We start from the raw sequence: 25,580 nt of genomic DNA on the forward strand, positions 1-25,580 counted from the left end.
GCACTCAGCCGGCCAGCTCCGCCAATTCCGCTTCCAGCCGCCGGGCGAGTTCTTCTTTCCCGGTGGCTTTTGCCAGGGTGATGCGCTGCTGCATCACCTCCGGCCGGTGGCGTTCCTCGTCGCTCATGGACTCGAGGATCTCGATCGCCGACTCATGGTCACCGATGGCGACAGCGCCCTCCAAGAGATCCGAAGCGGGTGGGGGAGCGGCGTCGAGCGGCTTGTTGCGGTAGATGGCCCAGCGGGCATGACCGGGGAGGTCCTTCGGGCCGTTTTTCACCTGCTCAAGGTAAACCAACTCGTCGCCCTCGTGTTTCCGTCGCCAATGGTTCAGCCACACCACGACGATGAAACCGAGGATGAAGCAGAGCACGGTGAGCGGCACCTGCATGGGGATCAAGGGGGTTGTGGAGGTTCCAGCGGCGCTTGTTTTGGGTGGTCCTGGCTACCGTCCTTCACCTCGTCGAGGTAGACGAGTTCATCGCCTTCGCGCTGGTGCCGCCAGTGGTTGATCAGGATCACGAGGATGAAGCCGACGATGGCCAAGGTGCCTTCCAGCAGGAAGGGCGTGGTCACGATTCCCGCGACCCTTGCAAAAAACTCCCCGGCCACTCCCGGCAGGCCGGTGGCCATCACCAGCAGCAGGAACAGGGCTGCTAAGCCGCCGATGATCCCAATCGCGGTTGCCACCTGGCGCTTTCTCTCGTCGCGTGCCATTCGTGGGGGGAACAAAACACGCCAACGGGGCGGATGCGAACCGGAAAAAGTTTTTAATCAATCTTGATATTTTCTAAAAACTTCGCTTCTCTTCCGGCGGCCCATGCTTGTCGACCGTCTCAGAAACCTCGGAATCGCAATGATCTGCACCGCCCTTTCGCTGGCGGCGTGGAAGCTGCGGACTCGCGGGGAAGAGGCGGTTTCGGCGTCCAGCGTGCCAGTGGGCGAGCTGACGATACCCGTGGAGATCGTCGAGGCCGGGCAGGCCCCGCAGCATCGGGAGATCCGCGTGGCGCGCTAGGGAATGCAGGCGCGGTGGTGACACCGCGGATGCCGCCGGTGAAGCGGACCACACCCATGCTTCCCGCGTTCTCACCAGCATGATGCAAAACCCATGTCCCGGCTCTGGCGATCCCGGAGGGATCAAAGCGAGTAGCCGGTGCTCGCAGCCGCTTAGCGGCGGAGACCACCGTATTCATGGAGCGCAATAGGAATCCCGGAAGGGATTCCAGCCGGGGGGGAAGCACACCGGGGCGGATGACATCCCCGTCAGGTCCGTACGAGGACAGGGATGGCGGCCGCATCCATCGTTCATGCCCGGCTTGAATCCCATCCGGGGTTCCCTTCATCCCGCCTTTTATCCTGGGGTGTCGCTCATGCCTCGCTCAACCCCCGGCTACTCGCTGGGATCCCTCCGGGATCGCTTGGACCGGAAAGCGTCACGAACGCCCCTGCGGTCGCCGGTTCGCTGGTGATCGCGGTTGAATTCGCATTGGGCACCCGCTAGACCCCGTGGCGATGCGGCTTTACGACACGCTGGCCCGCGAGCTCAAGGAGCTCAGCCCCCTCGACGGCACGACCTACCGGTTCTACTGCTGCGGTCCCACCGTGTATGGCCCGGCGCACATCGGGAACTTCCGCACCTTCGTGCTGCAGGATGTCTTCCGGCGCACCTTGGAAACCGGTGGAATGCGGACCTTCCACGTCCGCAACATCACCGATGTGGATGACAAGACGATCCGCGACTCGCAGGCCGCCGGCAAGACGCTGAAGGAGTTCACCGACCACTGGACGGAGAAGTTCCATATCGATTGCGAGGCGCTGGGAATGCTGCCGCCCCACGTCGAGCCGGGCGCGGTCGAGCACATCGACCAGCAGGTGGCGATGATCGCGACCTTGGTGGAGAAGGGGAATGCCTATGCTTCCGAGGATGGCTCGGTGTATTTCAACATCGCTTCCTACCCGGAATACGGGCGTCTCTCACGTCTCGACACGCGCGAGCTGGAACTCGGCAAGACTCAGAATGAGCGGGCGAACTCCGACGAGTACGAGAAAGATAGTATTTCCGACTTCGTGCTATGGAAGGGCCGCAAGCCCGAGGATGGCGACAACTTCTGGCCCTCTCCCTGGGGCGAGGGAAGGCCGGGCTGGCACCTCGAGTGCTCGGCGATGATCCAAGAGTATCTCGGTGCCGACTTCGACCTGCACGGGGGCGGGGAGGACCTGATGTTCCCGCACCACGAGAACGAGATCGCGCAAAGCAAGTGCGCCTGCGGCGGGCACTTCGCCGCCCATTGGTTTCACTCGACCCACCTGCTGGTGGACGGTGGGAAGATGGCCAAGTCGAAGGGGAATTTCTATACGCTCGATGACCTCAAAGCGAAGGGCTTCACCGCGATGGAGGTGCGCTATGTGATGATCGGCGGGCACTACCGCAAGCAGCTCAATTTCACGCTCGATTCGCTCCACGCCGCCCGCGAGGCGATGGCGAAGCTGGCGAAAGGCGCCCGCAGCCTGGCCGCGAAAGCCCCGGCGGAAGCGCGCTTCGACTCGGTCGACTTCGGCCCGTTCCAAGCCGCATGGGATTCGCTCAATGACGACCTCAACACGCCGGGCTGTCTCGGTGGTCTTTTCACCGGCCTCCGGGAATCGGTGAAGCTGGAGGGCGAGGACGCCGCGAAAGCACTGGCAGCCTTCAACCGCGTGCTGCGGGCCATCGGCCTGACGCTGCCGGAGGACGAACCCGAGGTCGACATTCCCGCCGACATCCGCGCCCTCGCCGAGGAGCGATGGGCGGCGCGCACGGCCAAGGACTGGGCCAAGGCGGACGAGATGCGCGGCCAGCTCGTCGAGAAAGGATGGAACATGAAGGATGGCAAGGAAGGCTACGAGCTGACGCCCGTATAGAGACGTCATGCGAGCGTTGCTTTGCTTTCTCCTGATGCTGCTCCCGCTGTCCGCGCAGGACACCGGCGCGAAGATCGTCACCGCGGCCCGCAAGCAGGTGGGCGTGACGCTTTCCTATGACCCGGCCTATGTCTCGCTGGCCTACCCGGGCGGGGACGTGCCGCGCGAAAAGGGCGTCTGCACCGACGTGGTGATCCGCGCCCTGCGCGACGGGCTTTCGCAGGATCTCCAGAAGCTGGTCCACGAGGACATGAAGGCGAACTTCTCCGCCTATCCCAAGAACTGGGGACTGAGCCGCACCGACAAGAACATCGACCACCGCCGCGTGCCGAACTTGCAGGCCTACTTCAAGCGCTGCGGCTACAAGGTGGCCGACACCAAGGACGCGACCAAGTTCCTGCCCGGGGATCTGGTCACCTGCACGGTGCCGCCGAATCTGCCGCACGTGATGATCGTGAGCGACAAAAAGACGACCGAGGGCGTGCCGCTGGTCATTCACAACATCGGCGGCGGCGCGCGGGAGGAAGACGTGCTCTTCACCTACCCGCTGACCGGGCACTACCGGTGGAAGTAGCGGCCGGCGGGTGACCGGCGGCAAACCACCTCTTGAAATCGCCGGAGGCCGGTGGTAAATCCCTGTTCATGAACGGTTACCTACCCCATGCGGTCGTCAAGGCGGTGGTCTTCTGGGTGCTGACCGCCTGCATCGTCGCTTCCACCTTGGCGGGGATCCTTCTTGCATGGGGAACGATCGGCGAGGAGCTGGCCCGGCGGTGCTTCTGGACCGCCTTCATCCTGTCCTTTGGCTCGATGATCTTCCTCCTCACGAACTACATTTTCGGCAATCTTGAGCAGGGTCTCTTCGGCGACCGCAACCACACGCCATCCGCGGATCCGGCGTTTGCGGAACGCCTGCGCAAGGCGAAGGAGTTTCGGGCCGGAGGGACGGATTCCAAGATCGTCTGAGCCGGGTGGGGGCTCATGGGTTGGTGGTCACGCACCGATGGCGTGGCATTTTCCTTCAAGGACGCGCGCCGGTGAATTGCCTTGGCGAGAGGAACTTGCGTAGGATCGACCCATGCTGATCGGCACCCACACCTTGCTACCCGTATGCCTCGGTCTGGTGGCGGAAAACGTGTCGCTCGCCAAGGGGCGGGGGCACGTCTTCCCGCCATGGGGCCTGGTGGCGATCGGGGTCTTCGGGGCGCTGCCGGATCTGTGCACGCCGCATGTGTCGCTGGATGCGCGCTACGCAAGCTGGTCGCACACGCTATGGTTCCTCGGCGCGATGATTCCCGTCACGGGGATGGTCGCCTCGTTTTTCGGGAAGGAAGGCCGGTGGAGGCTGGCGCTGGCGTGCTGGCTGGCCGTGCTGCTCCACCTGATCGGTGACGCGGTGGCGGGCGGGATCGCGTGGCTGCAGCCATGGCGGCCGGATGTGATCGGCGAGTACTACATTCCGGCGGCCGACTGGCTGTGGTACGACATCGGCTTCGTGCTGCTGACCTGGGTCTTGGTGCGCTTGCGGCCGCATGCGGAGGCGCGCGGCATGGAAGACAAAGCGGCCGCGAGCACGCCGGAAACCCAGGCGTGAAGGTCGCGGGTGACTGTGGACGGCAAGCTCCGCGACTTCCAACCGGCGGCCAGACGCTTGGCCAGCCGTTTTTCGGCCGCACCCGTCAGGCCGGCGAATGACACGCCTTTCTCGCCGCGCAGCCAGCGGGCGAAGGGCGTTCTCTTGCCCGCGGCGGCTTCGCCGAATTGCCGCAAGAGGTGCTCGCGGGGGATGATCAGGATTTCACCGGCGTGGTGGCCCGGCAGGCGCGTCCACTTCCAATCCTCGCCTTCCTGCCCGCCGAAACAGCCGAAAAGGCCCGGTTTCAGGAAGATCCGGTGGTCCTTGCCCCACACCACTCCTTCACCGGAATCATTGAACCACAACCACAACTCGTCATGCAGCCGGTGCTGCCAGCGGCGAGATGCCCCGCGCAGGTCGCCCCGGAGGTGCCATGCCTCAAAACCCTCGTTTTGCCACCAGCATTCGAACATGCGGAAAATTGTTGCGAATCATTCGCAATAGCAAGGCATCAATTTCCGGATGGGAAATGGGAGGGGTAACAACGAAACGGGCAAAAAGGCGAAATTTGAAGACAGCGACGGCCCGGGGCCGGCGGGTCCAGACCGGGCAACCCGGCTCTGTTTTCGCCTGTTTCGCCGATTTCGTTGTTCCCCCCGATTCGACCGGCCTAGCGCTTCTTTGCGGTGTGTTTGCCGTTCTGGTGGAGGATCAGGCCGGTGACCTTGTCCGCGGCGTCGCGCTGGAACTCGATCGCGGCTTCCACCACGTCGTATTCGAAGTAGTCGGGCTTGCTGGCGAAAACCGGCATCTCGGGCTGGCCGGTGAGCTGGGCCATGAGCGTGTCGTCCTTCCGGGTGATCGTGAAGACCTTGCCGGGAAAAAGGGCATACTCGCCCGCGTAGGCGTCGAGGGCTTCGGCGGTGGGAAACTCGACGGTCGGGGCATCGCCGCTTCGCTTTGCCGGGACTTCGCGGCCATTCTGGTGGAGCACCAGCGAGCTGACGGCGTCTTCCTCGCGACCGAACTGCAGCTCGGCGACGACCGCATCATAGCGAAAGCGGTCCTTGCCGATGCACTTCACGGGGAAGAAGGGCTGTCCGGTCAGGCGCACGTGGAGATGGTCGTCGCGGCGGACGACGGTGAAGCGAGCTTGCGGCCCCGACTCGAAGACGCCGGTGAAGGCATCGAGCTCCTCCGCGGAAAGCTTTTGTTCGGGGGCGTCCGAGTGCTTGTCGTCGCGGGTCTTGCCAAACAACGATGCCGGTCCGAACGCGGTGTTGTTGACCAACGCGACGCGGATGATCTTGAGGTCAGGGATCACCTGTAGCGCGGAGCGATAGCCGCCGGTCCCGCCGCTGTGGCTGTATTCGCGGTGCCCGTCGATCTTGTCGATCATGATGCCCAGCCCGATCTCGGCCCCGCTATCTTCGTAGGGAGCGTGCACCGTGAGCATGCCCTTGATCGCTGCGGAAAGCGGTGTCTTGTCGGGCTCTAACAAGGCTTGGCCGAAGGTGACCAAGTCGGCTGCGGTCGAGCGCAGCGCTCCGGCTCCGGCCATCGCCTGGAAGGTCCACGAGTGGCTTGGCTTGGCGCCATTGTAGGGCGGGGCGAGCCGCATCTGCTGGGCCTCACCGGGTAGGACCATGGTGTCCTTCATGCCGAGCGGACCGGTGATCTTTTCCGCGACGAGATCGGCGTAGCTTTTTCCGTGAATGCCGGAGATCAACTCGCCTAACAGGCCGACGCCGTAGTTTGAATACGACGAGGGAAAGGGCGGCGCATGAGGCAGCTCGGCTTTCGCGAGGAACTTGAGCGCGTCGTTGCGGTCGTAGGCCTTATAGGGATCCTTCGAGAGAGCGTTGAACCACCCCATGTTATCCGGCAGCCGCGGCAACCCGCTGGTGTGGGTGGAAAGCTGGACCAGCGTGATGGCGGCCACGTCCGGATCGATGAAGGAGACCTGCCCGTCTAACAGCTCCTTCAGCGTGCTATCGAGGCGGACCTTCTTGTGCTCCACTGCATCGGCGAGCAGCAGGCCGGTGAAGACCTTGGTGATGGAGCCGATTTCGAAGACGCGGTTTTCGGGAGCGATGTCGGCGGGCTCCAACTTGCCCGCTGCGGCGAAGCGGGTGGTGCCTGCGATGGATTCGGCGGTGACGATGCCACCGGCGGGCAACTTGGCCCCAGCCTTCTCCGCGATCTCGTGGAGCGGCTGTGCTGCTAGGGCAGGGCACACGGCTGCCAAGACGATGAGCAGGCGGGAGAGGCGCATGCTCGCGATGCTGTGATGAAACGGGATCGGCGGCGAGTTGGATGTGGCGCGAGGTTTGGAACTCCACTGGGAGCTTGAGCTACCCGGGAGTGCCGGATTTCAGATCGGCCTGAATGGTCCTTCGCTGCCGGTCTCGGCTCCATCTGCCATTCAGGCGGGATAAATGCCGCGATCCCAGTGCCACCCGGCGATGCCAAGCACCCGCTCCTAGCGGCGAACACAAACTCAGCCGAACAACGGCCTGCCGGGGCGACGGGAGTCCAGAAACTCAAGCCGGGTATCGGCCGGCACGCCTGCCTTGCGCGCGGCTTCGCGAATGCGGGCGAGGCTTCGTTCACCATCGAAAATCAGGAAGTCCATGTAGGCCAGTCGCTCGCCGGTCGCTCCACCCAAGGGGATGCCGCTGCGGTCCTGTTCCAGGGCCGAGACGATCACGTCCGTCATCGCCTCGCGGACCTCCACTTCATTTCCTTTCGGCAGATCGGCAGAGGAGAAGGACAGGTAAACCCATGCCGCTCCCATCTCGAGGAAAGGATCCTCGAACTTCTTCGGCTCGTCGAAAAAGGAACCCAGCACGGGGAAGCATCCGCACGATCCGCCCATGGTGTCCATGCGACGAGCGGCGCTCCGCTTCGCCGGTGGAATCGAGTAGCCATTCCAAGTATCCACAGGCGAGAGCATCTTCCAACCACGGGACGCGCGAGTCTCCTCAACGAACTCCTTCAACTCCGTGATCGGCATCGATTCCGCGAGCCGCTTTTGGCTGAACTGGATGCTCCCGACCCAGCGGGTGGTGCCGAATTCACCGAGGATCTCATCGAGCACCAGGAACAGCGCCTGCATGCACAAGCGTTCCTCCGCCTTTTCGATCAAGGGATGCCATAGCATCAGGTGCACCTTTTCCTTTTCCTCATCAATCTCCGGAGTGAGCCAAAACTCAATCGGGCGGAACTTCAGATCATCGTCCACCAGGGTGAAGTCTCCCACTTCCTCCTCAGGTTGACGCGAGGCGTAAAAGGTCCAATTTTCGATGCCGGGCAAGCGTTTCAGCCATTGGTCCGCCAGAATTTGCCGGTACATGACCCCTTCACCCGACAATGTGAAGGAGTGGAAGCCTTTCTCGGTGCCGGGTCCGAAGACCCATGCCATCCCGGGCAGGAACTCATCGACCTTTGGCGATACGATCGACGGAAGCTGCTTGCGGTCTCCCTGGTTGTGGATGTCGCGCAATTCTTCCGCCGCGGACGCAAACCAATCCCAGAAAGCGGCGGCGCGCTGGTTGAAGGTGAACTCGGCCGGTGCCTGCGGATGCTCAAGTGATTGCTGACCCTTTCCGAAGAGGCGGCTAAGAAACGACATGGCCCGGATTGTTAGGAATCGATCGCGACGAAGGCACCCTTCAAATACCTGCACCGGAAAGGCGGCGCGCTCTTTATCGGATCCCAGCCGTGGGCGCGGGCGTAGTCGATGGCGAGCGGGACCATCTCGTGGTTCACCACGCGCGGAACATCCGCGATGAGATGCTGCCCTGCGGCGGAGGCGCTCATTTCCACCCACAGCTCGTTCTTGCCCGCGCGGTTGCGGTAGATCCAGCGGTAGTGCGTGTCGCGGTGGTTGATGGCCTTGAGGCCTCTGGTCGGGAAAGACATGGGTGGAGAATGAGATAGTCGGCGGTCACGGTCGATTCCCGATCCGACCTTCGCCACGAAAAACAAAACGGCCCGCTCCCGGCGGACGATGCGCGGGAGCGGGCCGTGGGAAAAGTCGAGCGCGGGCGGATCAGTTTCCGGCTTTGGGCAGGATGCCGTCCCGCTCCATGTTCAGCATCAGGTTGCGGTACATGTTCTCATGCACCTTCGGGTACACGGAGGTGGGGGAGGCGAAAGGGGCGGCCACGATCAGTGGCAGCCAGAAGGCGGTCGTCATGCTGTCTTCCAGGATGTATTGGCGCGACTTGCCGGAAGAGGTCCGGGCGGTGGCGGTCAGCTTGAAGTGGTCGGTCCCGAAGCCCGGGATGGTGAAGAGCGAGAAGCCGCTGATGAACCCCGATGCAAACGCGACGCCGGCATTGCCATGATTGAGGACGTCCACGTCCACATGGACGGCACCGCCCTTGCCCTGGCTCACGGAGGAGAAGCGTTCGCTCTTGTTGAAGGCGTCGACCATCGGCTTTGCGAAGTGGGTGCTGGTGCCCGCGGGGGTCTCGGTGCGAGCACCGCCGGTGTTGCCTCGACCGGACGTCATCGTGTAGGTCAGGGGAATCTTCTTCACGTTCGTGGCCGGTGTGTCGGCCACTTGGGGAAGCTTGTTGCCGGAGAAGGAGGCGCAACTCGTCGCGAGCAGGGAAACGCCAGCGAGGGACAGCAGGGTGCGGATCAATTTCATGGAATCAGTAAGGGAAGGTGAGCGACGGAAGGTCTGATCCCGTCGCCCGGCGGCGGAGGCTGGTAGCTTGCTCCGGCACAGGTCAATGACCAGGATGTGACACGAGGGAATCGTGCCGCGTCATGCAGTCGGGCGGCAGACTATCTCAGATCGCCGTCAGCACTTCATCGAAAACCGTGAGCGTATCATCGAGATCCGCTTCGGTGTGCGCGAGGCTGAGGAAGCCGGTTTCGTAGGGGCTCGGGGCGATGTAGATGCCCTTGTCGAGGCAGCCCCAGAAGAACTTCTTAAACAGTTCCAGGTCCTGCTTCATCACGTCGTCCACGTTGACGATCTCGCGGTCGGTGAAGAACAGGCAGAACATCGAGCCGGTGCGGTTGAATCGGTAGGGCATGCCCTTCGCGTCTAACAGCGAGCGCAGGCCGGCTTCGAAATGCGCGCCGAGTTGTTCGAGGCGGGGGAAGCCGGAGACCTTGCCGAGCTCCTTGAGCTGGGCGAGGCCGGCGGCCATCGCGAGCGGGTTGCCGGAAAGCGTGCCGGCCTGATAGACCGGGCCGAGCGGCGCGAGCATGTCCATCACATCGGCTCGGCCGCCGAAGGCACCGACCGGCAATCCGCCGCCGATGACCTTGCCGAAGCAGCTCAGGTCGGGTGTTAGATTTTCGATGCCTTGCACGCCGGCCTTGCCGAGGCGGAAGCCGGTCATGACTTCGTCGAAGATGAGCAGCGCGCCGTGCTTCTTCGTGATGGAAGACAGCAGGTCGAGGTAGCCGGGCTTCGGGAAAACGAGGCCGGCATTCGCGGGGTAAGACTCCACGATAATCGCGGCGATCTGCTCGCCTTGTTCGTCGAAGACTTTCTCCAACGCCGCCACGTCATTGTAGGGCAGCACGATGGTCTTCTCGGCGAAGGCCCTCGGCACACCGGCGGAATCGGGCTCGCCATGTGTTAGAGCGCCGGAACCGGCGGCCACGAGCAGCGAATCACTATGACCATGGTAGCAGCCATTGAACTTCACGATGTAGTCGCGCTTGGTGAAGCCGCGGGCGAGGCGGATCGCGGACATGGTCGCCTCGGTGCCGGAGGAGCACATGCGGACCTTTTCCACGGAGGGCACCCAGTCGCAGATGACGCGCGCCATCTCGACCTCGAAGGGATTCGGGATGCCGAAGGAGATGCCGTCCTTGGCGACCTCGTGGATCGTATTCGTCACCACGGTCGGCGCGTGGCCGAGGATGTTCGGCCCCCACGAGCCGATGTAGTCGATGTAGGTCTTGCCATCCACGTCCTCGATGCGGCTGCCCTTGGCGCGGCGGACGAAGAAAGGCTCGCCGCCGACATTACGGAAGGCGCGGACGGGGGAGTTCACACCGCCGGGGATCTTCTCCTTGGCGGCGGCGAAAAGTTTCTGGGAAAGCGGACCGGTCACGGGGGGAGGGTGAACGGGGAAGGGATGTTCGCCAAGGATTCGATGGACGGGTGTGGTCGCCAGCAGTAGTTCGGAGGCTCCGCGCACCCAGCGGAGCTTCACTCGCAGCGGCTCCGCGCACCCAGCGTTCACGCCCCGAGCTGCTTCTTGAAAAACTCGGTGGTCCGCTCCCACGCGAGCCTCGCGGGGGCTTGGTCATACCGCAGCCGGCCTACTGCTCGTCTTCGAGATACAAGAAGAACTGCCCGCCTTCCTCAGACAGGATCACCCGAACAAATGAGTCAGGCTGAGGTTCGAAAGCAGCCTCCGCCACAATTGTCCCGGGCTTCCACCAAGGCAGCGTTGTGGTGATCCCTCCAGACGACTTCACCTTTTTATCCAATGCCGATATTTTGGGTGCCAGTGCGGCCTTCGCACCGGGTAAAACGGAGAATCTGGCAGCCCAGGATGGATCCACGAGCTGACCTCCATGCGCAAACTCCACCATTTTAGAGGTCGGCGGAAGTTCCAACGTGGCGTCCTTTTTTATGGCATTCCGGACCTCCACCTCGGTCATCGCACTACCGGAAGGCACCGTAACCTTGTTGCAAGAGGTCAAGCCTACGATCACTGCTGTGAATACCGCTTTCTTCATCTGTGGATCCACGTTTGCTCGCTGAAAAGTGCAGGTAGTCAAGCCCGATGCCCCCTTTTCGGAAACCGCGAATTGCTCCTTACCCGAGCTGCTTCTTGAAAAACCCGATGGTCCTTTCCCACGCGAGCTTGGCGGCGGCTTCGTCGTAGCGCGGGGTGGTGTCGTTGTGGAAGCCGTGGTTCACGCCGGGGTAGATGTGGGCCTCGTATTTCACGCCGGCCTTCTTGAGCGCCTCCTCATACGCGGGCCAGCCGGCGTTTACACGTTCGTCCTTCTCGGCGAATTGCAGGAGCAGCGCGCCCTTGATCTTCGCCGCGTCATCTGCGGGCGGCTGGCCGCCGTAGAAGGGCACCGCCGCGATGACGATATCCGGCAGCCGCACCGCCAGGGTATTCGCCATGCCGCCGCCGAAGCAGAAGCCGACCGCGCCGACCTTGCCATTGCACAGCGCGTGGGCGTGGAGCCACTGGGTGCCGGCGATGAAATCCTCCTCCATCTCCTCCTTTTTCCGCTGGGCCTGGCGGTTGCGGCCCTCATCGTCATTACCGGGATAGCCGCCGAGGGGCGTGAGCGCGTCGGGGGCGAAGGCGACGAAGCCGGCGACCGCGAGCCGCCGTGTGACGTCCTCGATGTAGGGATTCAGCCCGCGGTTCTCGTGGATCACGATCACGCCGGGCAGCTTGCCAGCGGGCTTGGCGGGGCGGGCGAGGTAGCCGCGCATTTTCCCTGCACCGGCACCCTTCGGTGAATCGTAGTTTTCGTAGGAAACGGTGATCCGCGCGTCGTCCTTCGGCACCTGTTGGGCGAAGGCATACTGCGGGCTGAGGGCGGCCAGAAGGCCCGCCACGGTCACGCCGCCGACGGCGAATTGCGACGCGCGCTCCAAGAATCCGCGCCGCCCGACCTGGCCGTGCACGTATTCATCGTAGAGATCGAGCAGCTCCTGCGGGAAGTCGTGGGCGGTTTTTCGGTCCATCCTGATAGAAGAGCGCCTCGGCCGGGAAGTTGCGAGGGTTTCTCTGCGGGACCAGCCGGCATTTGCCCGGGAGGCCGGCTCAAAGTCGCAGGCGCTGGGATCTAGACCCGCCCCCCGGGAAAATTTCCTGAATAGCGGCCCCCTATTTCCCGTCGGAACAAACGCGGAATTTTCTTTCCGCGATGGACACGCTATTTTGATCCCATGAAAGCCGTCGCTTTGGTTTCCACCCTGCTGTTGTCGTTGCTCCTCCCCGTCTCGGCCCAGGTCAAGCGCGTGGAGCGGAAGTCCCTGATCGATAGGGACCCGGACGTGGTCCACCTGGCGGAGCACGTAAAGACGCCGATCGAGCTGACGGTGGTGAAGGAGGCACCGGTTTTCTCGGACAAGAACGGCAAGAACAAGCTGGGCGCGCTCAAGACCGGCCAGACCGTGGTCCTCGAGGCCATGACCGAAAAGGCCTACAAGGTCCGCGGTCAGGGCGAGAAACACGGCGTCTCCGGGTGGGTGGGGCCACAGGCCTTCTCCTCGAAGGACCCGAATTTCGTCGAGAATCTCAAGAAGCTCCACACCCGGCAGGTCGAGGTGCAGGCGCTGATCGATGAGAAACTGGTCGCGATCGGGATGACCCCCGACGAGGTCTCCAAGGCCCGCGGGAACCCCACCAAGACCTCGGTCAAGCAGACCGGCAAAGGCCAGTCCGGCCGCTGGGAGTACCTTGATATCGAGCAGGTTCAGCACTATACCTACCGTCGCGACCCGGTCTCCGGGCAGGTCTTTCGCCAGTTCTCGCACGTGACCGAGGAGGAGAAGAACAAGACCGTGGTTGAATTCGAGAACGGCGTGGTGAGTTCGCTGGAGGAAAGCGAGCAGCGGCGGGGCGGACCGGTGAAAATCGTCGTGCCGCCGGTGGTGTGGGCCTGGTGAGCTGGCGGCTTTTCCGCGGATATTCGGGTGAAGGCCGGATTTCGGGTTGAATCCCGGCCCGGACGTGTTGCCTTTCGTGAGAGGCGTCGCGCCGTTCGTTGCGTGCCGTGCCGGAGTTTTCAATTCGTTTCACCGAAGATCCAATCACATGAAAAAACCAAAGTTCGGAAAAAGGGCAGGGGGCTTCACCCTCGTGGAGTTGATGGTCTGCATCGTGATCGTGATCGCGCTGGCCGCGATGGTGTTCGCGCTGACCAAGAACGCGATGGCCAAGAGCCGGCTCGCCGCCAGCTCGACCCGCGTCCGCGACCTAGGCGTGCGGGTCCAGGCCTACACCCAGGACAATGCCGGCCAGCTCCCGGTCTGGAAGGACTCGTCGCAGGACCTCTACTGGTGGGGCATGCTGGTGAAGGACCCGCGGAACGAGAGCGAGCTCGAGATTTTCCACAGCCCGGGGCACGACGAATTCAGCCCGGCCCCGTCCAATCCCAACCTCTCCTACGGCTGGAATGCCCGCGTGGTGGGTCGTACCGAGTCGGCAGAAGGCGACGATGGCCCGAAGCGCATGGCCAACTTCAAGGAGCCGGCCCGCATCCTGGTGCTCGCCGATGGACCGGCCAAGAATGGCAATGCCATCCTGGACGATAGCAGCTTGCCGGATCCAGAGCGCTACAATGGCAAGGCCGCCGGCCTGCTGCTCGATGGCTCCGCGCGTCAGCTCGAGATCGAGAGGGATTTCAAGGGCGGCCAGTCCGTCTGGCTCATGACCGAGGAAGAGCGCGAGGCCCAAGGCAAGTAACAGGCGCTCAGAGAAATTCCGCAGCGAGCTGCCGGAGCCGGTCTTGCACCGCCTCCGGCTTTTCGTCGCTCGGGATCACGTGGACGAACGGCTCGCCGGCCAGCGTCAGGAAGACCTCGCGGCATTTCGCCAGCGACTCCTGCTTCTCGAACTCATTCGCCGTGTCGCCGCGGCCGCCGATGCGGGTCAGCGCGGTCTCCACTTCCAGATCCAGGATGAAGAGCACATCCGGCACCGGCGCGAAGGCCTCATTCAATCGTCGGATCTCCGCCGGGTCCACGCCGCGCGAACCCTGATAGGCCATGGTGGAAAAGTAGTAGCGGTCGAGGATGACCACCTTCCCCGCGGCCAGCGCCGGGGCGATGAGCTGCTCGACGTGCTCGCGGCGGTCGCGCAGGAAGTAGTCGAGTTCCTCCTCCGGTGACAGCCGCCCGGTCGCCGCGGTTGCCCGGATCTTGGTGCCCCACGGACCGTCGGTCGGCTCGCGACTGGCGATCACCTCGCGCCCTTGTTCGCGGAACCACTGGGCGAGCTGCTTCGCCTGGGTGGATTTGCCGGTGCCGTCGATGCCTTCGAGGACGATGAAGAGGCCGTGGGGAGGAGTCATCAGGAGGATGCCGGACGCTCCCAGACCGGAGCGGAGAGGGCAAGGGCGATCACCTTTCAAGGAGCCGCTGGGAAGTTGCCCGGGCTGCGGCAGTCCAGCTGCCGTGAAGTGGCCCCGAGTATAGGGACACATCGCTCGGCCCGTCCGGAGCCTTGCGGAATGATTTCCGGAGACGACGTCCTGCTGCGTCTTCCTCTACAAGGAGTGGCGTGCCCGCTCCTCGAACTCCCAACTAAAGTGTTCTGCGAGAAGCCGCGACTGCCGGTTCCAATCGTCGCCGACGCAACGAGCCAGCCTTGCTTGCACTTCCTTCAGAACGTTCTCCCATGAATACGGGCTCACCATGATGCACCTTTTCGGGAGCGTCCTTCCGAGGTTGTGCTCGGTGATCGCTTGCGGCGTAACCACGACCACGTGGAATCGGTCCGCTCCTTCTCCGCCGACCGAGCCGATATGAAGGCACAGGGAGTAATGCACGTCAGCCTCCGACCCGGGCGACCACTGGTCGATGGGATCCTGATCGATGCAGTCGAATGATTTGATCTCTGGAGTTCCCATTTCCCGGTGAAGAGGCATCGCGTTCCCGTTCTTGTTAGGGAGTCCAGTCGGCCTCTTCAAGACCGGGATGTTGAGTCGCAAAACGCCACAGGATCAGGATTCTGGAGCACTCCTCCATGCTTCGCGGATGGCGGCCAATGCCGTCTGGGAAGCTGCCGGATTTGCCGAGGGTTCGTCCTGTGCCAGCTCATGCGCCACGATCTCCGGCAGCTCACGCGTGAGCAGTGTGACTGTGGGCGCGCAGGACTTGATCCCCTCTTCGGCAAGCGCGGCGCATCCAGAATGCCCCGCAGACAACGCGAGCGTGAGGAGCATGGAGTAGCTGGTGGCGGCCGTCGTCTGCGCGATGATATCGTCCCGCACCATGCGCGAGAGGGGATGCTCCCGGACCTTCCCATAGAGTCCGGCCAGCACCCCCGTGGCCGTCATCACTCCTTCCTTAATGGCCGAACCAAAGGCTCCGCCCTCGTCCTTCGAAATCGCCTTCAAGCGCTCCAGCCTTCCCTCGCTAGCCGTCGCGATCCGATCCAGGAGAGACACGAGCTGTGGCACGCTCCTGACCCGGTCGTCTTCGAGCTGACCGCGAATGGCCTTCGAAATGTCCGCCTCCAGGCCGATCATGTCGTTCACATATTGCCTGATGTTATCCGAGTGTTTCTCGCTCATGCGATCCGGTCATCGCAGCGAGCGTGCCGGGCGCGATCCGCCCAAAAACGGTAGTCCTTCGAGATGATTCATCGCAAACTGCAAAGGCTGCCGCTCACTTGCTCGGCGTTCCGCCCGGATCAAGCGAGCTGCATGTCGGGGCCAAGACTCCGCGCAGCCCGGCAGCGGGTAGCAAAGGGTGACTTGGAGGAAGATGACGACCCGATAGCGGTAAGGCGTGACTCGTGACACGTGCCCGCCGGTTCGCAGTGGTCACTGCGGAGCACCTCACCGCTTGGATGAAGTGCTCCAGCCCGCTGCTGGTGCCGGTGGGTTCTTGGGTTTGGGCCGGCCCCAGTGCGCGCCAGTTGCACGTGTCGGCTATGCTTTCGAACGGCGTTTTCGGAAATTAAGCGACGTTTGTATGGGCGGTGGAAGCCCGGATGCCCCCTGCTGGCGTGCTCGCTTTCGTTCGTCGTTTGACGCCAGCTTGGGACGGGTGAATCGGTTAGGATGTTTACCTCCCATGCTGTTCTACCCCTCGCGGGCGCATTGATGGTCGCCTCGTGTTCCGGACTCGCCCAAAACTACCGCTACCCATCGGGCCTGCGCGACGAGAAGACCGCCACCAAGCAGGACGATCACAAGTTATCTCGCTCGGCTCTCGGCCTCAAGGTCGTCGGCGGGACGGCCTTGAGCGCGGCGCGACAACCCGTGGCGACGGCGCGGGTGGGAGGAATGGTCCTGTGGCAGCGGCCGTTTGAACTGTTAGCCGGCGGCATCCCCGGCTCGCACAAGGTCCTCCCCCTGCCCCCCGAGGTGCCGGGCACGCCGGAGTTCGAGGCGCTGCTCGATCGGAAGCGCCTGCCCGCGGCCGTCCCTGGCAAGCTCACCTGGCTGGTGGATGGCAAGGACTACGTCCCCGAGCTCAACCGGCAAGCGAGGGCCGCGCGACACTCCATCGATTCGCAGGTTTACATCTTCGACAACGATGACGCGGCGGTTGCTTACGCCGACATCCTACGGCAGCGCTCCAGCGAGGTCAGCGTGCGCGTCGTCTTCGATGAACTCGGCAGCATGATGTCCTGGGGGAAACCTCCCGAAACCCCCTACCCCGGGGGGGGGCAGCCGCCCCGCGACATGAGCCGGTACCTGCGGCAGGGTAGCAACGTGAAGGTCCGCTCGATCCCGAACCCGTGGCTCGTGTGCGACCATACGAAGCTCCACGTTTTCGACCGGCAGGTCGCGGTGATGGGTTGCGCCAACATCGGCCGCGAGTATGCCAGCGAGTGGCACGATCTCTTGTTCCGCGTGGAGGGCCCGGCGGTCGCCAAGCTGCAGCAGGACTACAACGCGACCTGGCGGCGGGCCGACCCGGTGGGCTTGTTCGGAGCTTTCCGGCGCAAGACCGCAGTTCCTCCCGATCCCCGCGAGGTCAAGGGTGCCTATCCCCTGCGCATCATCCGCACCGACCCAGCAGCGGGCCGTCGTGAAATCCAGAAGAGCATGGTGCTGGCCATCCGCGCCGCACGCACGCGCATCTGGATCGAGGATCCCTACGTTTCCAATGACGACATCACTGAGGCGCTGGAGGATGCAGCCCGCCGCGGTGTGGACGTGCGGATGATCTATCCCTCCAAGAACGACTCGAAGATCATGGACATCGCCAACCGTGCCTTCGCGACCAAGCTGGTGAAAGCTGGCGGCCGTGCCTATGCCTACCCGAAGATGACTCACCTCAAGGTGATGATCTGCGACGGCTGGGCCTGCGTGGGCTCCGCCAATCTCGACACCCTCAGCATGCGGATCAACCGCGAGTTGAATGTGGCCTTCAATGACCGTCGCGCGATCGACGCCCTCATTGCTTCCGTGTTCCGGCCCGACTTCGCCGTCTCGTCGCCGCACCGCGAATCGGATCCCGCCAGTGCTCCGCTCATCGAGACGATCGCGGATCAGCTTTGACGGGAGGGAAGCCGGGTGTCACGCCGTGACGGCACCGCGAAGGCCTAGTCCGTCACTTCGGAGAACGATTTCAAAACATCGTAGTGTGCGGAGCCTGCATTCCAAGTCCCGCCTTGAAAAGGCACGGCATCCATCCTAACAGGGTGCGCGCAACCACGCGTCAGACCGCTTCGCAGGACATGGAGCTACCACGCCTCATCCCCTACAATCCCAAGTGGGGAGTCATGCTCATGTGCGGGGCCTTCTTCGGCGTTGCCTCCGGCTTCATGGGTTACAAGGCGGCACACAATACCGCGGGTCTGACCATCAATCGCATCATCACGCTCGGACCGACGGGGGCCACGGCGTTTTACTGGGTTATTTCCGCGCTCGGTGCCGGCTTCGTGCTAGCGGCGATTGTGGCGATCGCGCGCCGGATTGCCCGGCCGAAGGTATTGGAGCTTGGGACAGAGGCCCTGCTTCTGCCGCACGGAATCCTGCAGCGGCAGACCTCGCGCATTGCCTACGCGGACATCGTGAATGTGTCGGAGGTCCAAGTGTCAGGGCAGACGTTTCTCTACGTTACCGTCGGAGGGCTCAGATATACCATCACGGCTTCCCTGCTTCCGGATAAAGAGACCTACTCCGACATCAGAGCCTTTTTGGATTCACAGGCGCAGGGTTGACGAATTCTGCGGCAGGGGCTGAGGGATGCCGCGGCATTGGCGCTGGGAAGGGCATTCACGCTCGCCCGCCCATGGAAAGAAGCGCTCCCGACTGGACTCGAAAAAAACCGAAGACTCGATGGAGTCCGCGTCGATCGGAGCTGCTTGCTTCCCTCGCCCCTGATTAGCTGGCGTTATCCGCTTGCCCTGCCTTGTCGTCTTGGGGGAGAACATTGGCACCAAGCATGTTGCTGAATTGATGACGGTCCGCCATTGGCTGGTCTACCAGATCAAGCGGGCTTCCGCTTGTGCGATGGGCTGCGTTCTGATCGCACTTGCCTCGGGTCAGGGAACCTCGCCGTATTTGGTGAAGTCGTGGACCACCGACGATGGGTTGCCACAGAACACGGTGGAGGCCATCGCCGAGACTTCCGATGGCTACATCTGGGCCGGGACGCGGGGTGGATTGGCCCGGTTCGATGGGGTGCAGTTCACGACCTACGGCCTCGCGGAGGGCTTGAAGAGCGTGTATATCGTCGACCTGCTCGATGATGGGGAGGGAGGCCTCTGGATCGCCACGGGTGGAGGCGGAATCAGTCACTATCGGAATGGATCCATCAGGACGCTGACTACCGCGGACGGTCTGGCGCACAACCTCGTGCTCGCCTTGGCGAAGACGGGAGACGGCAGCTTGTGGCTGGGCGGACCTGGCGGACTGCAGCGATTTGAATCGGGCCGGTTCACCAAGATCGGCGAGGCTGAGGGCTTGGGGAAGGGGACTGTCAGCGGACTCGCCACGGACCGGGATGGCGTCTTGTGGGTCGCCACGGCGGATTGCGGCCTCGGGCGGATGAAGGAGGGCCGCTTCGAACAGGTTCCCGGGCCGGCGGGAGAGCGACTGGGAAGGCCCTACCTGCTGGCGGATCGGGAAGGGGCGTTGTGGGCCAGTGTCGGGAACGGCAGGATCCTGCGGTATCGGGACGGCGCTTGGACGGAGTTCAATCAGACGCACGGGGTGCCGTTTCAAGTCGTCTACAGTCTAACAGAGGGGGCTGATGGGGAGATCTGGGCGGGCTCGGGGGAGGGGGGGCTTCATGTCTTCCGGGATGGAAAATTCCAACCGGTGGGCGACGCCGGAGAAGTGGATCCTGCGGTCCGGGTGGTGAAGGCAGCCCGCGATGGAATCCTCTGGGTCGGGACGCGTTCGGGGGGCTTGAGCCGGGTGACACCGCGGCGGCTCAATTCTTACGCTGTAGGTGGGCCGGGACGGCAGGGGCAGGTGCACGGACTGAGCGAGGATGAGGACGGCCTGCTGTGGGTGACTTCTTACGGCGGTGGGATCTTCCATGGACCCATCGAGGATTTGAAGGCCTTGCCGATGAGTGGGCAGTTGGACAACCCCTTCCTGCACACCGCGCTGCGACTGAGAAATGGCAGAAATGGCGACACCTGGCTTCTGGGTAGCGGGCAACTCCTCCACAAGCGCCGCGGTGAGGCCTCGCCGGAGAAAATCCCGGCCAAGGCAGAATCGTGGATCTCCACGTGCGAAGATGAGGCCGGTACCCTGTGGCTCGGAACTGCCCGCGGCGGGTTGTGGAGGATGGTTGACGGGATGCCGGAGGAGGTGACGAGTGGTTCCTTCGGTGCACCGATCGCTTCACTAGCGTGCGAATCCGGACCGGTTTTGTGGGTGGCAGCCACCGGTGCGGGTCTGTTCCGTTGGGAAGCGGGAAAGATCCGGCAGTGGAAGGAAGCCGACGGCTTGCCCACCGACATGCTACAGGCCCTGCATCTCGATGCGGACGGCACCCTCTGGATTGGCACCAATGGTGGCGGTCTGGCGTGGCTGAAGGATGGAGCGATTCATTCCGTCGATGCCCGGCACGGTCTCGGCGACAACTCGATCGCGCAAATTCTCGAAGACGATGACGGGTATCTGTGGCTGGGTTGCAACCGCGGGATATCCCGGGTGTCGAAGCGTGAGCTTGAGGACGTGGCGGCAGGCCGGGCGGATGCGATCCATCCATTGGTCCTGGATGAATCCGATGGGATGCCGGTAGCGGGCTGCACGGGCGGCTACTCACCCGCGGGATTGCGAACCAAGGCCGGCAAACTGCTGTTCTCGACCGTGCGTGGCTTGGTGGAAGTCGATCCCAAGCGCTTCCGGACGGAGGGTTCCCCGCCTTCGCTGCTAATTGAGGATGTGCTGTTAGACGGGCGGCGGATCAGCGGGATCACGGACAAATTCATAGTCCCTCCGGGTCCCCGCGAAGTGGAGATCCGCTTCACGGCTTTCGCCTATTCCAAGCCGGAGAAGATCCGCTTCCGCTATCGGATGGAAGGCTTGGACAACGGGTGGTCGGAAACCCGTGGTATCCGATCCGCCCGTTTTCCGCTGCTTCCTCCGGGCGACTATCGTTTCGTGGTCAGCGCTGCAAATCCAGACGGTCGATGGTCGGATCAGGTGAGTGGCGTGAGCTTCACGGTGCAGCCCTTTTATTGGCAGACAGCGTGGTTCCGCGGTGGGATGGTGGCGCTTCTCATGACCACGGGAGGCTTTCTTGCAGCCTGGCGGTCGCGGGCACGGCTCCGCCGCGCACAAGAAATGGAGCGACTGGCGAGGGCGGAGGCGGATGCCCGGCAGCATCTCAATGAGGTGGCTCACTTGACCCGGGTGGCCACGCTCGGCGAACTCTCGTCGGCGTTGGCGCACGAGCTGAATCAACCGCTCGCCGCCATTCTGGGGAATGCCCAGGTGGCTCGCCGGGATTTCAGGGACGGCTCGCCGGATTTGACGGAAACCGCAGCGATTCTCGACGACATCGCCGACGATGCGAAGAGGGCCGGCGGCATCATCCATGGCATGCGTGCGATGTTCCGCAAGGAGGTGGCCGCCGAGCCCCAGGCGGTGGACTTGAACGAAGCGGTGACGCAAACGCTGGGGCTGCTTCACAGTGAGATCGTAGGACGGAAGGTGAAGATGGTGCTCCATCTGACGGAGGGGCTGCCTGCTGCCAAGGCCGGACGTGTCGAGATCCAACAAGTGCTCATCAACCTGGTACTGAACGGCTTGGATGCCATGGAGGGAGCAGGGGAAGGCGGAGCGATTGCGGTGGCGACGCGCTTGCAAGGCAGAGTGGTCGAGCTGAGCGTGCATGATGGAGGCCCGGGGATTCCACCGGACATGATCGACCGCTTGTTCGAACCCTTCGTATCGAGCAAGCATAGTGGTCTCGGGCTGGGACTGGCGATCAGCCGCAGCATTGCCGAGAGATTCCACGGGAGCCTGGTGGCGGCGAATCATCCGGAAGGAGGGGCGCAATTCAGGCTGCTGTTGCCGGTTTCGGGCATCTGAATTTTATCTCGTCAGCGGGTGAGGGTTTGTCTCAGGTTTCATGCATTCTCCCATGTCTGAAGATCGATCAGCGCCTGCGGTCTATATCGTCGACGACGATGCATCGGTGTGTCGCTGCCTGGCCCGAATGGTGCGGCAGGCGAGCTTTGAAGCGCGGACCTTCTCTTCCGCGGAGGACTTCCTTGCGGCGCGACCCGTGCCTTGGCCACATCCTGCCTGCCTGATCCTGGATTTGCAGATGCCCGGGCTGGGAGGACTGGAATTGCAGCGCGAACTCGCTTCGGAGCCGGCCCCTTGCCCGGTGATCTTCATCAGCGGGAATGGTGACATTCCCTCAACGGTGCAAGCGATGAGGCAGGGAGCGGTGACATTCCTGACCAAGCCCTTCGATGACGAGGATCTTCTGCAGGCTGTCCGGGATGCCATCGAAACCCATCGGGCACTGATCGAATCCACTTCCCAGGTGGAGCGATTGCGCCGCCAGATCGACTCGCTCACCGAGCGGGAGCGGGAAGTCATGGCTTGGGTGATTTCCGGTGCCTTGAACAAGCAGATTGCGGATGAGCTCGGTGTGGTGGAACAAACCGTGAAGGTCCATCGCGGGCGAGTGATGGAGAAGATGAAGGTCGTCTCCGTGGCGCAATTGGTGCGAGCCTGCGTTTCTGTCGGTTTCGAGGCCGCGGTGAAGTGAACGGAAGTTCCCGGATACCGCATCGGTCACTGAACTAAGGTCCAATTGTAGGCCGGGCATGGAATCTGGCAGGCTTGGATTTGCCCTCCCACGGAGCCCTTTTGTTAAAGGAGGGCAACCACACGACTCCAGTTGAAGATGAAGGACCACCGTTGCAGCATCCTCTCGATCACCGCTCTATTCGTCGCCTATGGCACCAGCTTTGCGGCTCAATCGGGACCTGATCTGGCGGGGCAGATCGTTGCGATTCAGATCGAGAAGGCGGCACGCACGCCTGCCGAACGAAAGCTCGATTCCCAGCTTTTGTTCCTCAGTCGGGAGACCGCCGGTCTCGAAGCGGTAGCGGGTGCGCCGCTTCTCCGGTCGCGGGTTTGCCGGGAGCCTGATGGACGGGTGACCGTGGATATTTCCGCGCCACCCTCTGTGGATCTCAGGCAAGCGATCGTCGGCGCGGGAGGCAGCATCATCTATGAGTCGCCGCGCTTGGGTGCCCTGCGCGTCTGTCTCCCGCCCGCCGCGTTGCAAGGCATTGCAGCCCGCGAGGATGTGAAGCGAATCAAGCAGGGCGCGCGGCTGGTTCGCCACACCGGCCCGGTGCTCAGCGAGGGAGATGCGGCTCACAAGGCGGCTTCATCGCGGACCTTCTTTGGCTCCAATGGCAGCGGCGTGAAAGTGGGAGTCATCTCGGATAGCGTCGATTATTATGAAGACTCGGTGGAAAACGGGGAACTGCCGTCGTTTTCGATCCTACCCGATCGTAGCGGCATACCGGGCAGCGGCGAAGGAACAGCGATGTCCGAGATCGTGGCCGATCTCGCACCTGGCGCGGAGATCATTTTCGCTTCCGCTTCCGGCGGGAAGGCCGCTTTTGCGGATTCCATCCTGCTGCTGAGGGAAGCCGGCTGCAAGGTGATCGTGGACGACATCTCCTACGGCAACGAGTGGCAGTTCCAAGACGATGAGATCGGCCAAGCGGTCAATGACGTGGTTGCCGATGGAGCGCTCTATCTCTCGTCCTCCGGCAACGAAGGCAGTTTGGCGAAGGGCACCTCCACCACCTGGGAAGGCGACTTTGCCAGCGGTGGTGGCGAAGCATTGTTGCCCGCGGGGGTGGTCCATGACTTCGGCCCCCAGAACTTCAATCGACTCACCGATGACCCATCCGGCGGCTCGCTGCAATGGAGCGACGAATACCACACCTCTGCCAATGACTACGATCTCCACATCCTCAGTGCGGATGGCTCGACCATCGTGAGTTCCTCCGCCGACACACAGGACGGTGACGACGAGCCCTTCGAGTTCATCGATGAGATCAACCCGGGCGAACGCATCGTGATCTGGAAGGCGAATGGAGCCGCCCCGCGCTACCTGCGCCTCTCCTGCACGGGCAATCCGCTGGAGATTGCCACCGCGGGCCAGACCATTGGTCATGCCGCGACCGCAAGCTGCATGTCGATCGCGGCCTCCGACGCTTCGGCGGTGGCCCCGGGGCCCTTTACCTCCGATTCGCCGGTGCGCGACAGCTCTTCCGATGGTCCGCACAAGATGTTCTACGAACCGGATGGCACGCCCATCACGCCTGGCAATTTCCTTGCTAGCGGTGGCGTGACAATTCCGGCTCCCTCACTGACTGCCGCCACAGGTGGAGCAACGTCGGTTCCGGGCTTTTCGCCCTTCTACGGCACCAGCGCCGCGGCCCCGCATGCGGCTGCCCTCGCCGCAGTGGTGTGGAGCCGCAAGCCCGCACTCACCAATACCCAACTGCGCACCTTGCTCGAATCGAGCTGCATCGATATCGAGGATGAAGGATACGAGGTGAACACCGGTCACGGCATCCTGATGGCGGATCTGGCCCTTGGTCTGACCCGTTCGCCACACGAAATCTGGCGACAGTCGAACTTCAACGTGGTGTTGGCTTCCGGCAGTTCCCTTCCCAATGCAGATCCGGATGGCGACGGAGTTCCCAATGTCGTGGAGTATGCCACTGGCGGCGATCCCAATGCACCTACCCCGGCTCCGCTGGCCGCCGTCTCCCACGCCGGGTCAGTGTTTTCCCTGAGCTATCGCAAGAATCCCACCGCGAGCGACGCAACCCTCTCGTTTGAACACAGCGCCACCTTGAGCGGATGGCTGCCAATCACGCCCGCAACAGACGCGCTCATCTCGACTGCGGGCGGCATACAGCTGCGGCAAGCAACGCTCGGAGTAGGCAGCAATACCGCGGATTTCTTTCGCTTGAAGGCGACAGCGCCATGACGCCGGGGAAATCCACCATCTTCATCATCGATGACGACGCTAGCGTGCGGCGGGCATTGACGCGGGTGATGACCCAGGCCGGGCTGCCCTCGGAGGCCTATGAGTCCGCGGAGGCATTTCTCGCCGCGACCCATCAAGGGGATGCCGGCTGCATCGTAGCGGACATGACCATGCCGGGGATGAGCGGGCTGGAGTTGAAGATTCTATTGGATTCCGCGGGCTTGAAACTCCCCTTGGTCCTGCTCACCGCGCAGGATACCGATGAAACCCGCGCCGCGGCCCGAAGCGCCGGTGCTGCGGCCTATTTCCGCAAGCCGGTGGATATCCAAGCGCTGCTGGATGCGGTGCGTTGGGCCTGCTATCCTGCGAATCCGGGGTCCCTTCCCTAAGGGCAAAGGACCAGTCATCTCAACCGCATTTATGATACCTGCGATACACTCCATGCCCCGTCGCATGCCCCGAGCGTGAACCTTGCTTTCAACGATCATTGCGGCCTTCGCTCCGGCGAACGCCCATGCGCCCTTCCTCAAAGGCGAAGCCCTCGACAAGACGGCCGACGTCATGTTCTGGGTGGTGCTGTTTCTGGTGCCGATCGTGGGCATCGCCGTGTTCTGGATCCTCCACATCATGCCGGAGAAGATCGCGGAGAAGCGGAAGCATCCCCAGGCGAAGGCGATCCAGTGCCTGTGCCTGCTTTCCTTGTTCTTCGGCGGGCTGTTGTGGCCGATCGCCTGGCTCTGGGCCTACTCGAAGCTGCTCTGCCGCCAAGCTTGGCCGACTCCAATTTGACCAAGGTCAGATCGACACCTTCGTGATTTTGAGACTCGCCGCGGAAAACCTGGCTGCCAAGGTGGAGCTGACCCAGATCCGCGCTTCCCGCCTGCGCGAACGCGTGAACCTCCATCTGGCACTCGGCGGCGATTTCAGAGGTACTCCGTCGAAATAGTCCCAGCCTTC

Annotated in this window: 27 protein-coding genes; 15 read left to right on the plus strand and 12 right to left on the minus strand. The window is 63.0% G+C overall.

Translation table 11 applies throughout. The features are described from left to right. Positions 1-4: 4 nt before the first annotated feature. On the minus strand, positions 5-391 hold the full coding sequence (locus tag OKA05_RS14690) for a hypothetical protein (RefSeq protein WP_264487919.1): 387 nt from the start codon (positions 389-391) through the stop codon (positions 5-7). 5 nt (positions 392-396) lie between these two features. Next, the gene (locus OKA05_RS14695; RefSeq protein ID WP_264487920.1) at positions 397-717 is read right to left on the minus strand and encodes a hypothetical protein; all 321 of its coding nucleotides are present in this window, start codon (positions 715-717) and stop codon (positions 397-399) included. A gap of 139 nt (positions 718-856) precedes the next feature. Between OKA05_RS14695 and OKA05_RS14700 the strand changes: the two genes are divergently transcribed. The 5 genes from OKA05_RS14700 (at position 857) to OKA05_RS14720 (ending at position 4,498) form a co-directional block, all read left to right on the plus strand. Beyond that, on the plus strand, positions 857-1,018 hold the full coding sequence (locus tag OKA05_RS14700; RefSeq protein ID WP_264487921.1) for a hypothetical protein: 162 nt from the start codon (positions 857-859) through the stop codon (positions 1,016-1,018). A 491-nt stretch (positions 1,019-1,509) separates the two neighbouring features. Further along, positions 1,510-2,904 carry a cysteine--tRNA ligase gene (gene cysS, locus OKA05_RS14705; protein WP_343226967.1) on the plus strand — a complete coding sequence of 465 codons (1,395 nt, stop codon included), beginning with the start codon at positions 1,510-1,512 and terminating at the stop codon, positions 2,902-2,904. A gap of 7 nt (positions 2,905-2,911) precedes the next feature. Then, positions 2,912-3,478, plus strand: coding sequence for a DUF1287 domain-containing protein (locus OKA05_RS14710; protein ID WP_264487922.1), 567 nt, complete (start codon positions 2,912-2,914; stop codon positions 3,476-3,478). A gap of 68 nt (positions 3,479-3,546) precedes the next feature. After that, positions 3,547-3,870: a hypothetical protein gene (locus tag OKA05_RS14715; RefSeq protein ID WP_264487923.1), complete on the plus strand. Its 324-nt coding sequence runs from the start codon at positions 3,547-3,549 to the stop codon at positions 3,868-3,870. Positions 3,871-3,982: 112 nt separating this feature from the next. After that, positions 3,983-4,498 carry a metal-dependent hydrolase gene (locus OKA05_RS14720; RefSeq protein ID WP_264487924.1) on the plus strand — a complete coding sequence of 172 codons (516 nt, stop codon included), beginning with the start codon at positions 3,983-3,985 and terminating at the stop codon, positions 4,496-4,498. Positions 4,499-5,150: 652 nt separating this feature from the next. Here the strand turns inward: OKA05_RS14720 and OKA05_RS14725 are convergent. The 7 genes from OKA05_RS14725 to OKA05_RS14755 form a co-directional block, all read right to left on the minus strand. Continuing rightward, positions 5,151-6,755, minus strand: a complete 1,605-nt coding sequence (locus OKA05_RS14725; protein WP_264487925.1) for a serine hydrolase — start codon at positions 6,753-6,755, stop codon at positions 5,151-5,153. 225 nt (positions 6,756-6,980) lie between these two features. Continuing rightward, positions 6,981-8,114 (minus strand): hypothetical protein, encoded by a 1,134-nt coding sequence (locus OKA05_RS14730; protein ID WP_264487926.1) that lies wholly within the window; start codon positions 8,112-8,114, stop codon positions 6,981-6,983. Between the two features lie 11 nt (positions 8,115-8,125). Then, complete coding sequence (locus OKA05_RS14735; RefSeq protein ID WP_264487927.1) at positions 8,126-8,404, minus strand: hypothetical protein; 279 nt, start codon at positions 8,402-8,404, stop codon at positions 8,126-8,128. Positions 8,405-8,534: 130 nt separating this feature from the next. Further along, entirely contained in the window at positions 8,535-9,140 is a 606-nt protein-coding gene (locus tag OKA05_RS14740; RefSeq protein ID WP_264487928.1) for a hypothetical protein, read from the minus strand. A 145-nt stretch (positions 9,141-9,285) separates the two neighbouring features. Next, positions 9,286-10,569, minus strand: coding sequence for a glutamate-1-semialdehyde 2,1-aminomutase (hemL, locus tag OKA05_RS14745; RefSeq protein WP_264487929.1), 1,284 nt, complete (start codon positions 10,567-10,569; stop codon positions 9,286-9,288). A gap of 211 nt (positions 10,570-10,780) precedes the next feature. Next, entirely contained in the window at positions 10,781-11,203 is a 423-nt protein-coding gene (locus OKA05_RS14750) for a hypothetical protein (RefSeq protein WP_264487930.1), read from the minus strand. Positions 11,204-11,282: 79 nt separating this feature from the next. Further along, on the minus strand, positions 11,283-12,179 hold the full coding sequence (locus OKA05_RS14755; RefSeq protein WP_264487931.1) for a dienelactone hydrolase family protein: 897 nt from the start codon (positions 12,177-12,179) through the stop codon (positions 11,283-11,285). Between the two features lie 204 nt (positions 12,180-12,383). Here OKA05_RS14755 and OKA05_RS14760 point away from each other — a divergent pair, with 204 nt between their 5' ends. Together OKA05_RS14760 and OKA05_RS14765 are read left to right on the plus strand one after the other, a co-directional pair. After that, entirely contained in the window at positions 12,384-13,106 is a 723-nt protein-coding gene (locus OKA05_RS14760; RefSeq protein ID WP_264487932.1) for a hypothetical protein, read from the plus strand. Positions 13,107-13,254: 148 nt separating this feature from the next. Then, positions 13,255-13,905, plus strand: coding sequence for a type II secretion system protein (locus OKA05_RS14765; RefSeq protein WP_264487933.1), 651 nt, complete (start codon positions 13,255-13,257; stop codon positions 13,903-13,905). Positions 13,906-13,912: 7 nt separating this feature from the next. On the opposite strand, the gene tmk is transcribed toward OKA05_RS14765, so the two are convergent. The 3 genes from tmk to OKA05_RS14775 all read right to left on the minus strand — a co-directional run bounded on the left by tmk (position 13,913) and on the right by OKA05_RS14775 (position 15,736). Beyond that, on the minus strand, positions 13,913-14,512 hold the full coding sequence (tmk, locus tag OKA05_RS14770) for a dTMP kinase (protein ID WP_264487934.1): 600 nt from the start codon (positions 14,510-14,512) through the stop codon (positions 13,913-13,915). A 195-nt stretch (positions 14,513-14,707) separates the two neighbouring features. Next, a complete protein-coding gene (locus OKA05_RS29445; protein WP_369335606.1) occupies positions 14,708-15,088 on the minus strand; it encodes an Imm8 family immunity protein in 381 nt (126 codons plus the stop codon). Positions 15,089-15,163: 75 nt separating this feature from the next. Beyond that, positions 15,164-15,736: a hypothetical protein gene (locus tag OKA05_RS14775; protein ID WP_264487935.1), complete on the minus strand. Its 573-nt coding sequence runs from the start codon at positions 15,734-15,736 to the stop codon at positions 15,164-15,166. 492 nt (positions 15,737-16,228) lie between these two features. On the opposite strand from OKA05_RS14775, the gene OKA05_RS14780 reads away from it, so the two are divergent. The 8 genes from OKA05_RS14780 (at position 16,229) to OKA05_RS14815 (ending at position 25,569) form a co-directional block, all read left to right on the plus strand. Further along, positions 16,229-17,677, plus strand: a complete 1,449-nt coding sequence (locus OKA05_RS14780; RefSeq protein WP_264487936.1) for a phospholipase D-like domain-containing protein — start codon at positions 16,229-16,231, stop codon at positions 17,675-17,677. Positions 17,678-17,856: 179 nt separating this feature from the next. Then, positions 17,857-18,342, plus strand: a complete 486-nt coding sequence (locus OKA05_RS14785) for a hypothetical protein (RefSeq protein ID WP_264487937.1) — start codon at positions 17,857-17,859, stop codon at positions 18,340-18,342. Positions 18,343-18,580: 238 nt separating this feature from the next. Further along, complete coding sequence (locus tag OKA05_RS14790) at positions 18,581-21,676, plus strand: sensor histidine kinase (protein ID WP_264487938.1); 3,096 nt, start codon at positions 18,581-18,583, stop codon at positions 21,674-21,676. A 52-nt stretch (positions 21,677-21,728) separates the two neighbouring features. Further along, positions 21,729-22,367, plus strand: coding sequence for a response regulator transcription factor (locus OKA05_RS14795; protein WP_264487939.1), 639 nt, complete (start codon positions 21,729-21,731; stop codon positions 22,365-22,367). A 138-nt stretch (positions 22,368-22,505) separates the two neighbouring features. Beyond that, positions 22,506-24,623 (plus strand): S8 family serine peptidase, encoded by a 2,118-nt coding sequence (locus OKA05_RS14800; RefSeq protein WP_264487940.1) that lies wholly within the window; start codon positions 22,506-22,508, stop codon positions 24,621-24,623. Beyond that, positions 24,620-25,012, plus strand: a complete 393-nt coding sequence (locus OKA05_RS14805; protein ID WP_264487941.1) for a response regulator transcription factor — start codon at positions 24,620-24,622, stop codon at positions 25,010-25,012. Before OKA05_RS14800 ends, OKA05_RS14805 begins: the two co-directional genes overlap by 4 nt. Positions 25,013-25,094: 82 nt before the next feature. After that, complete coding sequence (locus tag OKA05_RS14810) at positions 25,095-25,412, plus strand: DUF3302 domain-containing protein (RefSeq protein ID WP_264487942.1); 318 nt, start codon at positions 25,095-25,097, stop codon at positions 25,410-25,412. A gap of 22 nt (positions 25,413-25,434) precedes the next feature. Further along, on the plus strand, positions 25,435-25,569 hold the full coding sequence (locus OKA05_RS14815) for a hypothetical protein (RefSeq protein ID WP_264487943.1): 135 nt from the start codon (positions 25,435-25,437) through the stop codon (positions 25,567-25,569). Positions 25,570-25,580 lie beyond the last annotated feature (11 nt).

Source organism: Luteolibacter arcticus, from assembly GCF_025950235.1.
GTDB classification, from domain to species: Bacteria; Verrucomicrobiota; Verrucomicrobiia; order Verrucomicrobiales; family Akkermansiaceae; genus Haloferula; species Haloferula arctica.

Bases quoted from the DNA above. Each gene is read 5' to 3' on its own strand.
- OKA05_RS14755 (WP_264487931.1), bottom strand. From the start codon at position 12,179: ATGGACCGAAAAACCGCCCACGACTTCCCGCAGGAGCTGCTCGATCTC.
- OKA05_RS14695 (WP_264487920.1), bottom strand. From the start codon at position 717: ATGGCACGCGACGAGAGAAAGCGCCAGGTGGCAACCGCGATTGGGATC.
- OKA05_RS14805 (WP_264487941.1), top strand. From the start codon at position 24,620: ATGACGCCGGGGAAATCCACCATCTTCATCATCGATGACGACGCTAGC.
- OKA05_RS14715 (WP_264487923.1), top strand. From the start codon at position 3,547: ATGAACGGTTACCTACCCCATGCGGTCGTCAAGGCGGTGGTCTTCTGG.
- OKA05_RS14720 (WP_264487924.1), top strand. From the start codon at position 3,983: ATGCTGATCGGCACCCACACCTTGCTACCCGTATGCCTCGGTCTGGTG.
- OKA05_RS14775 (WP_264487935.1), bottom strand. From the start codon at position 15,736: ATGAGCGAGAAACACTCGGATAACATCAGGCAATATGTGAACGACATG.
- OKA05_RS14780 (WP_264487936.1), top strand. From the start codon at position 16,229: ATGTTTACCTCCCATGCTGTTCTACCCCTCGCGGGCGCATTGATGGTC.
- OKA05_RS14765 (WP_264487933.1), top strand. From the start codon at position 13,255: ATGAAAAAACCAAAGTTCGGAAAAAGGGCAGGGGGCTTCACCCTCGTG.
- OKA05_RS29445 (WP_369335606.1), bottom strand. From the start codon at position 15,088: ATGCCTCTTCACCGGGAAATGGGAACTCCAGAGATCAAATCATTCGAC.
- OKA05_RS14730 (WP_264487926.1), bottom strand. From the start codon at position 8,114: ATGTCGTTTCTTAGCCGCCTCTTCGGAAAGGGTCAGCAATCACTTGAG.
- tmk (WP_264487934.1), bottom strand. From the start codon at position 14,512: ATGACTCCTCCCCACGGCCTCTTCATCGTCCTCGAAGGCATCGACGGC.
- OKA05_RS14690 (WP_264487919.1), bottom strand. From the start codon at position 391: ATGCAGGTGCCGCTCACCGTGCTCTGCTTCATCCTCGGTTTCATCGTC.
- OKA05_RS14740 (WP_264487928.1), bottom strand. From the start codon at position 9,140: ATGAAATTGATCCGCACCCTGCTGTCCCTCGCTGGCGTTTCCCTGCTC.
- OKA05_RS14800 (WP_264487940.1), top strand. From the start codon at position 22,506: ATGAAGGACCACCGTTGCAGCATCCTCTCGATCACCGCTCTATTCGTC.
- OKA05_RS14750 (WP_264487930.1), bottom strand. From the start codon at position 11,203: ATGAAGAAAGCGGTATTCACAGCAGTGATCGTAGGCTTGACCTCTTGC.
- OKA05_RS14785 (WP_264487937.1), top strand. From the start codon at position 17,857: ATGGAGCTACCACGCCTCATCCCCTACAATCCCAAGTGGGGAGTCATG.
- OKA05_RS14725 (WP_264487925.1), bottom strand. From the start codon at position 6,755: ATGCGCCTCTCCCGCCTGCTCATCGTCTTGGCAGCCGTGTGCCCTGCC.
- OKA05_RS14795 (WP_264487939.1), top strand. From the start codon at position 21,729: ATGTCTGAAGATCGATCAGCGCCTGCGGTCTATATCGTCGACGACGAT.
- OKA05_RS14700 (WP_264487921.1), top strand. From the start codon at position 857: ATGATCTGCACCGCCCTTTCGCTGGCGGCGTGGAAGCTGCGGACTCGC.
- OKA05_RS14710 (WP_264487922.1), top strand. From the start codon at position 2,912: ATGCGAGCGTTGCTTTGCTTTCTCCTGATGCTGCTCCCGCTGTCCGCG.
- OKA05_RS14735 (WP_264487927.1), bottom strand. From the start codon at position 8,404: ATGTCTTTCCCGACCAGAGGCCTCAAGGCCATCAACCACCGCGACACG.
- OKA05_RS14790 (WP_264487938.1), top strand. From the start codon at position 18,581: ATGACGGTCCGCCATTGGCTGGTCTACCAGATCAAGCGGGCTTCCGCT.
- OKA05_RS14760 (WP_264487932.1), top strand. From the start codon at position 12,384: ATGAAAGCCGTCGCTTTGGTTTCCACCCTGCTGTTGTCGTTGCTCCTC.